This window comes from Halomonas pelophila, from assembly GCF_040196315.1.
In the GTDB taxonomy this organism is placed as follows: domain Bacteria; phylum Pseudomonadota; class Gammaproteobacteria; order Pseudomonadales; family Halomonadaceae; genus Halomonas; species Halomonas pelophila.
The window spans coordinates 25,024-37,548 of record NZ_JBEGCI010000023.1; the positions used below are offsets into that span (position 1 = coordinate 25,024).

At 67.9% G+C, this 12,525-nt stretch carries 15 protein-coding genes; 14 read left to right on the forward strand and 1 reads right to left on the reverse strand.

Features of this window, described 5'->3' with window-relative positions; genetic code table 11:
* Window positions 1-2 precede the first annotated feature (2 nt).
* The 9 genes from ABE957_RS17630 to ABE957_RS17670 all read left to right on the forward strand — a co-directional run bounded on the left by ABE957_RS17630 (window position 3) and on the right by ABE957_RS17670 (window position 7,157).
* On the forward strand, window positions 3-305 hold the full coding sequence (locus ABE957_RS17630; protein ID WP_349759976.1) for an urease subunit gamma: 303 nt from the start codon (window positions 3-5) through the stop codon (window positions 303-305).
* A 158-nt stretch (window positions 306-463) separates the two neighbouring features.
* The gene (locus tag ABE957_RS17635) at window positions 464-832 is read left to right on the forward strand and encodes an urease subunit beta (protein ID WP_349759990.1); all 369 of its coding nucleotides are present in this window, start codon (window positions 464-466) and stop codon (window positions 830-832) included.
* The gene (gene ureC, locus ABE957_RS17640; protein ID WP_349759977.1) at window positions 829-2,532 is read left to right on the forward strand and encodes an urease subunit alpha; all 1,704 of its coding nucleotides are present in this window, start codon (window positions 829-831) and stop codon (window positions 2,530-2,532) included. Before ABE957_RS17635 ends, ureC begins: the two co-directional genes overlap by 4 nt.
* A 201-nt stretch (window positions 2,533-2,733) precedes the next feature.
* On the forward strand, window positions 2,734-3,285 hold the full coding sequence (locus tag ABE957_RS17645; RefSeq protein WP_349759978.1) for an urease accessory protein UreE: 552 nt from the start codon (window positions 2,734-2,736) through the stop codon (window positions 3,283-3,285).
* Entirely contained in the window at window positions 3,275-3,991 is a 717-nt protein-coding gene (locus tag ABE957_RS17650; protein WP_349759991.1) for an urease accessory protein UreF, read from the forward strand. The genes ABE957_RS17645 and ABE957_RS17650 overlap by 11 nt, the downstream gene beginning before the upstream one ends.
* A 240-nt stretch (window positions 3,992-4,231) precedes the next feature.
* Entirely contained in the window at window positions 4,232-4,888 is a 657-nt protein-coding gene (gene ureG / locus ABE957_RS17655) for an urease accessory protein UreG (RefSeq protein WP_349759979.1), read from the forward strand.
* 78 nt (window positions 4,889-4,966) lie between these two features.
* Complete coding sequence (locus tag ABE957_RS17660) at window positions 4,967-5,206, forward strand: hypothetical protein (RefSeq protein WP_349759980.1); 240 nt, start codon at window positions 4,967-4,969, stop codon at window positions 5,204-5,206.
* A gap of 195 nt (window positions 5,207-5,401) precedes the next feature.
* Window positions 5,402-6,832: a phospholipase D-like domain-containing protein gene (locus tag ABE957_RS17665; protein WP_349759981.1), complete on the forward strand. Its 1,431-nt coding sequence runs from the start codon at window positions 5,402-5,404 to the stop codon at window positions 6,830-6,832.
* A 97-nt stretch (window positions 6,833-6,929) separates the two neighbouring features.
* Window positions 6,930-7,157, forward strand: coding sequence for a LapA family protein (locus ABE957_RS17670; protein WP_349759982.1), 228 nt, complete (start codon window positions 6,930-6,932; stop codon window positions 7,155-7,157).
* Window positions 7,158-7,165: 8 nt separating this feature from the next.
* On the opposite strand, the gene ABE957_RS17675 is transcribed toward ABE957_RS17670, so the two are convergent.
* A complete protein-coding gene (locus tag ABE957_RS17675) occupies window positions 7,166-8,095 on the reverse strand; it encodes a YihY/virulence factor BrkB family protein (RefSeq protein WP_349759983.1) in 930 nt (309 codons plus the stop codon).
* 114 nt (window positions 8,096-8,209) lie between these two features.
* On the opposite strand from ABE957_RS17675, the gene ABE957_RS17680 reads away from it, so the two are divergent.
* From ABE957_RS17680 to apbC, 5 genes are all read left to right on the forward strand, one after another.
* A complete protein-coding gene (locus ABE957_RS17680) occupies window positions 8,210-8,764 on the forward strand; it encodes a YqhA family protein (RefSeq protein WP_349759984.1) in 555 nt (184 codons plus the stop codon).
* Window positions 8,765-8,956: 192 nt separating this feature from the next.
* Complete coding sequence (locus ABE957_RS17685) at window positions 8,957-9,631, forward strand: spermine/spermidine synthase domain-containing protein (protein WP_349759985.1); 675 nt, start codon at window positions 8,957-8,959, stop codon at window positions 9,629-9,631.
* A 59-nt stretch (window positions 9,632-9,690) separates the two neighbouring features.
* Window positions 9,691-10,104 (forward strand): alternative ribosome rescue aminoacyl-tRNA hydrolase ArfB, encoded by a 414-nt coding sequence (arfB, locus tag ABE957_RS17690; RefSeq protein WP_089850620.1) that lies wholly within the window; start codon window positions 9,691-9,693, stop codon window positions 10,102-10,104.
* A gap of 141 nt (window positions 10,105-10,245) precedes the next feature.
* Entirely contained in the window at window positions 10,246-11,313 is a 1,068-nt protein-coding gene (locus ABE957_RS17695) for a coiled-coil domain-containing protein (RefSeq protein ID WP_349759986.1), read from the forward strand.
* A gap of 212 nt (window positions 11,314-11,525) precedes the next feature.
* Window positions 11,526-12,329 (forward strand): iron-sulfur cluster carrier protein ApbC, encoded by an 804-nt coding sequence (gene apbC, locus ABE957_RS17700; RefSeq protein WP_349759987.1) that lies wholly within the window; start codon window positions 11,526-11,528, stop codon window positions 12,327-12,329.
* Window positions 12,330-12,525 lie beyond the last annotated feature (196 nt).

Genomic DNA, 12,525 nt, shown 5'->3' on the forward strand with positions numbered 1-12,525 from the left:
CCATGGAACTGACCCCCAGAGACAAGGACAAGCTGCTGCTCTTCTCGGCCGCCCAGCTGGCCGAGCGGCGGCGCGATCGTGGCCTCAAGCTCAACTATCCCGAGGCGGTGGCGCTGATCAGCTTCGAGATCCTGGAGGGCGCCCGCGACGGGCGCAGCGTCGCCGACCTCATGAGCTACGGGCGCGAGATCCTGACCCGGGAGGACGTCATGGAGGGGGTGGCCGAGATGGTCGACGAGGTACAGGTCGAGGCCACCTTCCCGGACGGGACCAAGCTGGTCACTGTGCATACGCCCATCGTCTGAAAACTGGCTGCGCTCGGTCATGCCGTTTTGGCATCGCAGCAAAAAATGCTCATTTACGAGACGTAAACTCGAGCGCGAGTCCGATCCGTTTTTTGCTGCTTGCCGCCTTGCCTGACCATCGCTCGCGCAGTTTTCAATATTACAGGAGGGGGATGCTGATGATTCCCGGTGAGTACCAGTTACAGGACGGCGAGATCGAGCTCTGTGCGGGCCGCGATCGGATCACCGTCGAGGTGGCCAATACCGGTGACCGGCCGATCCAGGTCGGTTCCCACTATCACTTCGCCGAGACCAATCCGGCCCTGACCTTCGATCGCGACGCCGCGCGGGGCTACCGCCTGGACGTGGCCGCCGGCACGGCGATCCGCTTCGAGCCGGGCCAGGTGCGTGAGGTGACGCTGATTCCCTACGTCGGGGCGCGCCGCATCTTCGGCTTCCATGGCGACGTCATGGGCGAGCTGTCTGCCGCGCCCGACGCCGCGCGATCCCCGCACCCCGGTGACTCGGACCAGGGAGAATCGTCATGAAGATCAGCCGTCAGGCCTATGCCGACATGTACGGTCCCACGTTAGGGGACCGGGTGCGCCTGGGTGACACCGACCTGTGGATCGAGGTGGAACGGGATGCCGCCCACTACGGTGACGAGGTGAAGTTCGGCGGCGGCAAGGTGATTCGCGACGGCATGGGGCAGAGCCAGCGTCACGACGATTCGGTCATGGACACCGTGATCACCAATGCGCTGATCCTCGACTGGTGGGGCATCGTCAAGGCCGACGTGGGCCTGAAGGCCGGTCGCATCAAAGCCATCGGCAAGGCCGGCAACCCCGATACCCAGCCGGACGTCACGATCGTCATCGGCCCGGGGACCGAGGTGATCGCGGGGGAGGGCAAGATCCTCACCGCCGGCGGCCTCGATGCCCATATCCACTTCATCTGCCCGCAGCTGGTGGAGGAGGCGCTAGCGAGCGGCATCACCACCATGCTCGGCGGCGGCACGGGGCCGGCCACCGGCTCCAACGCCACCACCTGCACGCCGGGGGCCTGGCACCTCGGCAAGATGCTCCAGGCGGTGGACGACCTGCCCATGAACATCGGCCTGCTCGGCAAGGGCAACGCCAGCCTGCCCGAGGCCCTGGAGGCCCAGCTAGAGGCCGGCGCCATGGGCCTCAAGCTCCACGAGGACTGGGGGACCACCCCGGCATCCATCGACAACTGCCTGAGTGTGGCCGAGCGTCATGACGTCCAGGTGGCGATCCATACCGACACGCTCAACGAGTCGGGCTTCGTCGAGGACACCCTGGCCGCCTTCAAGGAACGGGGCATCCACACCTATCACACCGAGGGGGCCGGGGGCGGCCATGCGCCGGATATCCTCACCGCCTGCTCGAAGCCCTACGTGCTGCCGTCGTCGACCAACCCGACCCGACCTTATACCGTTAACACCATCGACGAGCACCTCGACATGTTGATGGTGTGTCACCACCTGGACCCCAATATCCCCGAGGACGTGGCCTTCGCCGACTCGCGCATCCGCCGCGAGACCATCGCCGCCGAGGACATCCTCCAGGACCTGGGGGTGATCTCGATGATCGCCTCGGACTCCCAGGCCATGGGGCGAGTCGGCGAGGTGATATGCCGGACCTGGCAGACCGCCCACAAGATGAAGCAGCAGCGCGGCCTGCTGCCGGAGGACGAGGCGCGCGGGGCCGACAATGTCCGCGCTCGGCGCTACATCGCCAAGTACACCATCAATCCTGCCATCACCCACGGCATCGCGCATGACGTGGGCTCCATCGAGGTGGGCAAGCTGGCCGACTTGGTGCTCTGGAAGCCGGCCTTCTTCGGCACCAAGCCGGCGCTGATCCTCAAGGGTGGCATGATCGCCATGGCCCCCATGGGCGACCCCAACGCCTCGATCCCCACCCCCCAGCCGGTGCACTACCGCCCGATGTTCGGCGCCTTCGGCCGGGCGACGAGCCAGACCCGCCTGACCTTCGTCAGTCAGGCGGCGCTCGCGGCCGGTATCGGCGACCGACTTGGCTTGCGCAGCCCGCTCAGTGCCTGCCGGGAGGTGCGGGGCGTGCGCAAGGCCGACATGAAGCTCAACGACGCCTGCCCCGAGCTCAGCGTCGATCCGCAGACCTACGAGGTGCGCTGCGACGGCGAGCTCCTGACCTGCGAGCCCGCCACCGAGCTGCCGCTCGCTCAGCGCTACCACCTGTTCTGAGCGCCGAGTGCCAAGCGCCGGACTGCGGGCAGGGACCACCCGAGTGAGCGGCGCCGGGGACAGGTCCTGGCGGGGGTCCGATTCCAGGGAAGGAATCGGTAGCGTACAAGGAAGTATTCACAGCGCCCCCGCCTGGACCTATCGCCGGATGAGCCGCGGCTAATTGTTTACGGACTCGAAGCTCGAAACAGGAAATGAACGATGCTGAGATTGATTGAACGCCTGGGGCCCATCGAGGCGAGCCGGGCGAGTGACACCCTGACGCTGGCCTATGAGCAGCGCGTCCTCGGCCGGCTCAAGGCCCGAAGCGATGCGGGCCGTGACGTGGGCCTGTTCCTCGATCGTGGCCCGGTGCTGCGCGACGGCGAGGGGCTGCGCGCCGAGGGCGGCGAGGTGGTGCGCATCCTCGCCGCCGTAGAGCCGGTGGTTACCGCCCGCATCGCGCCGGGCCTGCCCCTGGCGCGGCTCGCCTATCACCTGGGCAACCGTCACGTGCAGCTGGCGCTGGGGGAGGATGAAGACGCGTCACCCGGTCAAGGCGGCTTCGTGCGCTTCCCGCCGGACCATGTGCTGGAGGCGCTGGCCGAGCGGCTGGGGGCGCGCCTCGAGCACCACCAGGCGCCCTTCGACCCCGAGCCCGGCGCCTATTCACACACCCAGTCACATACCCAGTCCCACGCCCAGGCCTCGGACGGGGAGGGCCACGGGCATCACCCGCATCACCACGGCCACGATCATGACCATGCCCACTGAGGGGCCGGCGACGGCGGCGCGGGGCGATGACCTGGCGCTGCTGGGACTGCTGCAGCTGGTCAGCCCGGCGCTGCCCATCGGCGCCTTCGCCTTCTCCCAGGGACTCGAGAGTGCCTTCGAGCTGGGCTGGGTGTCGGATGAAGCGAGTCTCGGCGAGTGGCTGGAGGGCGTGCTGGACGACGGCCTGACCCGCTGCGAGCTGCCGGCGCTGGCGCGCCTGACCCGGGCCTGGGACGAGGCGGATGGCGAGGCCATCGCCGAGTGGGACGCCTGGCTTGCGGCCAACCGCGAGACCGCGGAGCTTGCCGCCGAGGATCGCCGTCTGGGCGCCGCCCTGGTGCGTCTGCTGGGCAGCCTCGCGCTGCTGCCCGCTGGCCCCTCGAACGAGGCACCGGCGCTGCCGGCCCACGCCGGCTATGTGACGGTCTTCGCCTGGACGGCGCACGTGCGCGGCGTGCCAGCGCGTCAGGCGCTGCTGGGTTTCGCCTGGGCCTGGCTGGAGAACCAGCTGGCCGTGGCTTGCAAGGCCTTGCCGCTGGGCCATACCGCGGCGCAGCGCCTGGTGGAGCGGCTACGCCCGGCTCTGGTGGCCGCGGTGGACGAGGCCCTGGTGCTCGAGGACGACGCCCTGGGGCCGGCGCTGCCGGGCCTGGCCCTGGCCAGTGCGCTGCACGAGACCCAGTACTCACGACTGTTCAGAAGTTAGCGCCCAACAAGGCCGGGCGATCACGGGTGAATCTACCTCGCACGACCGCTGGCACGCCGGACGAAGCGACGCGGTCGGTCTTCAGGGAAGAAGACCGAGGAAAGCCGGCACAGGGACGTGCCGTCTTTCCGACCGCAGGAGTCCGGCCGGTTTGCCAGGGTTTCGGGCGTGTGGCGTGGTGAGTCCCGTGAGTCGTCCGTGCCGACAGTAACGATGAAAGAGTGCAACAGGAGAAACGACATGACCCATTGCCTGCGAATCGGCGTCGGCGGCCCGGTGGGCTCCGGCAAGACGGCCCTGCTCAAGCAGCTCTGCCGCGCCCTGCGGGACCACTACGATATCGCAGTGGTCACCAACGACATCTATACCCGCGAGGATGCCGACTTCCTGCTCAAGCACGAGGCCCTGCCGGCGGACCGGATCCTCGGCGTCGAGACCGGCGGCTGCCCGCACACGGCGATCCGCGAGGATGCCTCCATGAACCTGGCGGCCATCGACGACCTCCAGGCGCGCCATCCGGGGCTCGAGCTGGTGCTGGTGGAGTCCGGTGGCGACAACCTCTCGGCGACCTTCAGCCCGGAGCTGTCCGACCTGACCCTCTACGTGATCGACGTCTCGGCCGGCGACAAGATCCCGCGCAAGGGGGGGCCGGGCATCACCAAGTCGGACCTGCTGATCATCAACAAGATCGATATCGCCGAGCAGGTCCACGCCTCGCTGGAGGTCATGGAGCGCGACTCGCGCAAGATGCGCGGGGAGCGCCCCTTCGTCTTCGCCAACCTCTACGACGGCGTCGGCCTGGAGGAGATCATCGCCTTCATCCTCGAGCGCGGCATGTTGCCGGAGCGTCGCCCGCTGTCGACGACGACTTCCGACCGCGATGCCGCCTCTGCCTGAGCCGCAGGTGCCGAGCGCGGCTGCGTGCCGGATCCCGCGTTTTCCCGATCATTTCTATTACTCCCAGGAGATCACCCCATGACCCTGCGTCCTTCCAAGATGCTTCGCTCCGTCTCCCTCGGCGCCACCTTGCCAGCCAGCCTGCTCTCGACCCCCCTGGTCCTGGCGCATTCGGGCCATGCGGCTCCCGCCGTCCACGCCCATACCGGCAGCCCGGCGATGCTCGCGGTGCTGGCGATCGGTGCCCTGGGGCTGGCGGCGCTGGTTCCCCTGGCGCGCCTCGTGTGGCGTCGTCGCCGGCGCTACCGCCAGGGCTGAATCGGCTACGGTCACGATCTGCTGCGCCCGGCCTCGGCCGGGCGTACTGCTTTTGCGGCGGCCGGTCGCTATGCTGGCGGGAACGTCGCCCCACTCGGCGACATGGGTCGCGAGGCGGTCATGGCGGTCGGGAAGCGCCTGGGAAGAGGTCGGAGGAAAGACGGCATGAAAGGCCGAGGCCAACGGAGGCGCCGAATGTGGCCCTGGATCGTGACGGCACTGTTCGCGGCCTGGCTCGCCATGGGCGCGTGGCAGCGCTACAAGCCGCTGCCGGAAGGGCTTGGCCGGACCTTTCCCGAACGCCCCGCCGAGGGTGTGCGCTTCCTCGCCGACGAGACCTGGTACGCCCCGTCCGGTGAGCGACATGCCCGGCGCCGGATCTTCGACGAGGTCATGGCGCTGATCGGCCAGGCCGAGCGTCTGGTGGTGCTGGACATGTTCCTGTTCAACGATTTCGCCGGCGCCGCCGATGGCCAGGACTTCCGGCCGCTGTCGGCGGAGCTCACCGATGCCCTGGTCGAGCGCCGGGCGCAGCGTCCGTCGCTCGAGGCCGTGGTGATCACCGACCCGCTCAACACCCTCTATGGCGGTCTCGAGCCTGCGCACCTTGAGCGGTTGCGCGAGGCCGGCGTCACGGTAGTGATCACGGATCTGACGCGACCGCGGGCCTCCAATCCGCTCTGGTCGGGGGTCTGGCACCTGGGGCCGCGTTGGCTCGGCAACCATCGCGATGGTGGCTGGCTGCCCAATCCTCTGGGGACGGGGCGGGTGCCGCTGCGAAGCTACCTGACCCTGCTCAACTTCAACGCCAACCATCGCAAGACCCTGGTCGTCGATCGGGGCGAGGGCTTGTCAGCACTGGTCACCTCGGCCAATCCCCACGATGCCAGCAGCCTGCACGGCAACGTGGCGCTGCGCTTCGAGGGGGCGGCGGCGCTGGACCTGCTGGCCTCGGAGCGTCCGGTGGCCGGCTGGTCGGGTGTGCGCCTTCCGGGGCCCGGTGCCTTGGCCGCCCCGCAGGCCCCGGTCGCGGGAGCAAGGGTGCAGGTGCTGACCGAGGGGGCCATCCGCGAGGCGCTGCTCGCAGTCATCGAGTCAAGCGATTCGGGCGACCGGCTGGATGTCGCCGTCTTCTACCTCTCGCATCGCGAGCTGATCGAGGCGCTGGTGGCGGCCCAGCGGCGCGGCGTGGATCTGCGCGTGCTGCTCGACCCCAATCGCGACGCCTTCGGCATCGAGAAGGGCGGCATTCCCAACCGGCCGGTCGCCCGCGAGCTCCATGCCGCCGGCGTACCGGTGCGCTGGTGTGCCACCCAGGGCGAGCAGTGCCATAGCAAGCTGCTGCTGCGCCGGCCCGCCGTGGCCGATGCCGAGGCCGAGATGATCCTGGGCTCGGCCAACTTCACCCGGCGCAACCTGGACGACCTGAACCTCGAGACCAGCGTGCGCCTGGTGGGGCCCGCCGCGACCCAGGCCCTGCTCGACGCGGCGGCCTTCTTCGAGCGTCGCTGGCACTCGACCCCGTCGCGCATCACCAGTGAGCCCTTCGCCGCCCATGACGACGCCTCGACCCGGCAGTGGCTGCGCTATCGGATCATGGAGGCCACCGGGCTATCCACCTTCTGAAAGGCCTGGGGTGCCGTTATCTGAATTGACGCTGAGGACGCGATTCACCATCTTTCTAAGGTTCGGTAATTCTCAAGTGGAATATAGGGGGTGCGGTATGGAACGGTTCTGGTTGGGTATCAAGCTTCTTCTGTTGGTGCTGGTGATGGTCCTTGTCATGCAGAACTTCACGCTGGTGGAGGTGCGGTTTTTGACATGGAGCTTCTCGATACCGATAGCGCTGTTGATTGCGGTCCTCTACCTGCTGGGAATGGTCAGCGGTCGTAGCCTGATGAACCTCATCCGGCGCTTGAATGGTTCGGACAAGTCCAAGGCTCGGAACTGAGGGTGTCATCAATCCACGTGGGTCACCGCCTGGCGACGGGGATCGATGTACCAGGCGAGGCCCAGACGGGCGTTGCGTTCCAGTTCGGCGATGACCTGGGCGCCGAGCAGCAGGATGATGGCGCCCACCTCCAGACTCAGCAGCACCACGACCAGGGTCGCCAGGGAGCCGTAGACCGCGTTGACCAGTGAGATGTTGGCGAAATAGAACACCAGCAAGAAGCGCACGCCTTCCCACAGCAGGGCGGCGACGAAGCCCCCCACCACGGCGCGACGCAGGGCGATGGTGACCACCGGCAGCACCTTGTAGATGGCGCTGAACAGCAGGAAGACGCCGAGGAAGCTGGTCAGGTTGAGCATCGGCTCGGACAGGCCGGCCAGGGGGAGGTTGCGTTCGAAGAGCGTCAGCCACAGCGCATTCATCGAACTGACCAGGCTGACCAGCAGGGTCAGGGCGAGCAGGCCCGCCCCGAGCACCAGCATGAAGGCGTAGGGCAGTGCCACCGAGACCCAGAGGCGGCGATGGGGATGGTGGGTGTCGGGCGCATGGAAGATGATCGCCAGGGCATCCTCGAGCATGCGAAAGGCGAAGGAGCTGAACAGCAGTAGCACGGGAAAGCCCAGGATGCCGATGACGTCCCGTGAGTCGAGCAGGGTGCGCACGGCGTCGAGCAGCACCTCCGCATGGGCGGGGGCCAGGTGGCGCGCCTGGATGGAGAGCACCTCGAGCAGGTGCTGCTGGTCCACCACGCCGGCCAGCAGCACGACCATCAGGGCGAACAGCGGCACGATGGAGAGCAGGATGTTGTAGCCGACTCCGCCGGCCAGCAGGATGCCGCGGTTGCGCAGGAAGGCGCATATCACCCGCCAAAGGAACTGCAGCGTCAGCGGCAGCAGGGCGAGGAGCGACTGTCGGGGGGCTTCGGGGGGTGACGTCATCGGGGCTGCCGTGCCAGTGTGCCTGCGTCATCATAGGGGTATCCTGCGCGCCTGGGTCAAATGTTCGCCGGCGATCGCGTCGGCGGACGCCCCGTCATCGAGGAGACGCACGACATGGAACCGCAACACCGCCCTGATCCTCGCCCCGCGAAGCGTCGCGGGCAGCTCGAGCGACGCTTCGAGGCCTTCCTGTGGCACTCGCGCCTGATGGTGCTGATGGCCGTGATCCCGGCGCTGCTGGGGGCGCTGGTGCTGTTCGTCATCGCCAGCCTGGACGTGCTCTCGGTCTTGGCCGATACCTGGCGCCACTATCTCAGCGGCGGCGTTGACATCCACAAGACCGTGGTCACCGACATCATCGTGGCCGTGGACATCTACCTGATCGCTCTGGTGCTGATGATCTTCGCGCTGGGCGTCTACAAGCTTTTCGTCTCGCGCATCGAGCCCGCCGAGGGGCGTGATCCCCATCATCCCTTCAACGTCAGCTCCCTCGATCAGCTCAAGGACAAGATTGCGCGGGTGGTGATCCTGGCGGTGATCATCGAGTTCTTCCGCGCGGTGGTGGGGATCAGCTTCGACACCCCGCTGGATGCCATCTATCTGGCGCTCTCGGTGCTGGCGCTCGCGCTGGCGCTCTATCTCATGGCGCTGGCGCATAAGCAGGAGTGATGCCGGCCCCAGCGCGCGGTTCCAAGCGTTCGGCCTGACGCGCGCGGCCAGGGCGAGTCCGGTTGTCAGGGGCTCGACTCCCCGGAGCGCGTTTCCCGGGCGCGTGCATGGCAAGTCGCTGGAGGCCCGCGCATAATGCGCGCTTTCGGCACCGTTCCGGTGGCCGAGCCATTCCCGTGACAGCGAGGCAGCATGGCCAAATTTGAAGAGATCGGCACCGCGAGCATTCCCGGCCAGGGTACTCAGCTGCGTTTGCTGCAGCGCAATGACGAGTTCTCCATCCGCATCGTCGGCGCGCCGGGCGATCTCATGAACACCCGCCTGCACGGCTCCGAGGATGCTCTGGCTGAGCTGGCCTGCGAGCGGATCGCCGACCGCCCCGGCGCGCGCGTGCTGGTCGGCGGCCTGGGCATGGGGTTTACCTTGGCGGCGGCCCTGGCGGCGCTTGGCGAGGATGCCGTGGTGGTGGTCGCCGAGCTGGTCCCGGGCGTGGTGGAGTGGAATCGCGGCCCGCTGGGAGCGGCGGCCGGACGGCCCCTCGACGATCCCCGTACGCGAGTCAGCCTGGGCGACGTGGGCGAGCTGCTGCGCGCAGAGCCCAGCGGCTTCGACGCCATCATGCTCGACGTGGATAACGGCCCCGAGGGGCTGACGCGTCGCGAGAACGACTGGCTCTATTCTCCCCGGGGGCTCGCCGCGGCCCAGGAAGCGCTGCGCCCCGACGGGGTGCTGGCGGTCTGGTCGGCGGGACAGGATCCGGCCTTCACCGAGCGGCTGCGCCGCGTCGGCCTGCTGGTCGAGGAGGTCACCGTGCGCGCCCACCGGCCCGGCAAGGGGGCGAAACACCGGATCTGGCTGGCCAGCTGATTGGCCCCATGCCCGGCGGTGTCCGCGCCGGGCCCACTTTTCACGACAAGGCAGGCAGCATGCTGGAACTCTCTCGCCAGGTGACCATTCCCGACCACGAGATCGAGATGCAGGCGGTACGCGCCCAGGGCGCCGGCGGCCAGAACGTCAACAAGGTCGCCACCGCCATTCATCTGCGCTTCGATATCCGCGCCTCCAGCCTCCCGGAGGGCTTCAAGGAGAAGCTGCTGGCGCTGGGCGATCAACGCATCACCCGCGACGGCGTGGTGATCATCAAGGCCCAGAGCCACCGCACCCAGGAGCGCAATCGCACCGAGGCCCTGGCGCGACTCAAGGCGTTGATCAAGAGCGTGATGTACGCGCCCAAGAAGCGCATCGCCACCCGGCCCAGCAAGGGCGCCAAACAGCGCCGGCTCGACAGCAAGAAGAAGCGCGGGCGTCACAAGGCCCTGCGCGGCAAGGTCGAGTCCTGACGTTGACTGCATGATCGCCGCCCGGGTGGCGGTCGCCGGTTGGGCGTGTATGCTGGAAGACGACACCATGATGGCCGGCCGAGGGTGGCCGGCGACCGACACCCAACCATTTAGGGGGATTCGCCGATGGCGGATACATCGATGAGTGAGCTGTTCAAGGACAACCGCGTCAAGGGCCTGACGGCCGTGGCGGCGGTCGCACTGATCTGGGCGCTGATGGCGCAGTCGAGCTCCAGTTCCAGCAACGAGGCACTGGAGTCGCTCCGCGAGCGCCTCGATACCGTGCAGGCCGAGAACGCGTCGCTGTCGGGTCGCGTCGAGGAGTTGCAGAGCGCGGCCGGCAACATCGATGACCTCGAGTCGCGTCGCACCGTGCTTGGCGAGGAGCTGCAGGCCGCCGAGGCCGAGCTGGAAGGGACTCGGGCCGAGATCGCCGCGGCGCAGACCGAGCTGAAGGTGGCACAGGCCTCCGTGACGTCCGCCGAGGCCGACCTGAAGGAGCGCCAGGCGGCGCTTGCCACCGCCGAGGAGGAGCTCGCTGCCACCCAGGCGTCGCGCCGCGAGGCCGCCCAGGCCCGCGACGAGGCCCAGGCCTCTCGCCAGCAGGCCGAAGAGGCGCGCCAGGCCGCCGAACAGGCCCGCCAGGAAGCCGAAGAGGCCCGTCAGCAGGCCGAGCAGGAGCGCAGCGAGGCGGTCGCCGCCCGTGACGAGGCCTTGGCTCGGCTCGATGAGCTCCAGCAGGAGAGCGCGGCCGCCGAAGAGAGCCTGGCCGGCCTGAATGAGGAGATCACCGCTAAGCAGGAGGCGCGTGATGCGCTCCAGCAGGAGATCAGCGAGCTGGAGACGAGCCGCAACGAGGCCGCCGAGGCCCTCGAGGCGACCCAGGGCGAACTGGACGAAGCCACTGCAGCCGTCGATCAGGCCCGCGAGACGTTCAAGGATCTCGAGCTCGCCATCAAGCTCGGCCGTGAGGAGGTAGCCGAGCTCGATGCTCTGGTGGCGTCGCGTCAGTCCAAGCTCGAGCGGCTGGATGGGCAGCTCGAGACCTGGCGCAGCGAGCTGGATGAACTGGAGCAGAGCGTTCAGTCCGACGACAGTGAAACCTCCGAGGCCAAGGCGGAAGCCCAGGCCAAGCCGGAAACCGAGGCCAAGCCGGAAGCCGAGGCCAAGCCGGAAGCCGAGGCCTCCCAGGACGCCAATACCGACTGAGCCATCCCGCGGGATCGTCTCAACCCGTCGAACGGCGAGCCACCGGCTCGCCGTTCTCCTTGGTGGGCTCGAGCGAGCGGGCAGATGGGCGTGAAGATCAGAGGGAAGGCCGGGCATCGACGGGCAGGCATTGCATGGCGGGGCGACCCGGCGGGTATACTGACCGTTCATGCCGCTCGCGTGGCAACCCCCAACTGCATAAGGAGCGATCCGTGATCGAAGGGGTCAAGCATATCGTCGCCGTGGCATCCGGCAAGGGCGGGGTGGGCAAGTCCACCGTGACCGTCAACCTGGCGCTGGCCATGGCCGCCGAGGGCTACCGGGTCGGCATCCTGGATGCCGATATCTATGGTCCCAGCCAGGCGCAGATGCTCGGGGTGGGCGAGGGCGTGCGTCCCCAGTCCGCCGGCGAAAACCGCTTTCGGCCGCTCGAGGCCCACGGCATCCAGGCCATGTCCATGGCCTTCTTGGCCGACGTCCGCGAGCCCATGGTGTGGCGTGGGCCGATGGTGGCCGGGGCCTTCCAGCAGATGCTCACGCAGACGGCGTGGGACGATCTCGACTACCTGTTCATCGACATGCCGCCGGGCACCGGCGATATCCAGCTGACCCTGGCCCAGAAGGTGCCGGTGGACGGCGCGGTGATCGTGACCACGCCCCAGGACATCGCGCTGCTCGACGCTCGCAAGGGCATCGAGATGTTCCGCAAGGTCAACGTGCCGGTGCTCGGCGTGGTGGAGAACATGAGCCTGCACACCTGTTCCCAGTGCGGTCACAGCGAGCCGATCTTCGGTGAGGGCGGCGGTGAGCGCATCGCCGACGAGTACGAGACTCGCGTGCTCGGCCGGCTGCCGCTGAGTCTTGCGATCCGCGAGCAGGTCGATGGCGGTCGGCCCACCGTGGTGGCCGAGCCCGAGGGCGAGGTGACCGCGAGCTTCCGCGAGATGGCCCGCCAGGTGACCGAGCAGGTCGAAGACCAGCAGTCCGACGGGCCGGAGATCTCCTTCAGCGAGTGACTTTCCGCTCTCGGCACCGTCCGCCACGGGCCAGGACTATCGCAGTTACCGGAATCAAGAGGCGCTGGGGACGAGCCGAAGAGGAGATACCGTCTCTCCTGACCGGCCGCAACCCTCATTGAGTTGGTTGTGGCCGATATTCGGTTTGTGACTTCAAGACGCCGAAAGCGATATGCACCAATTTGCGCATGGCGGC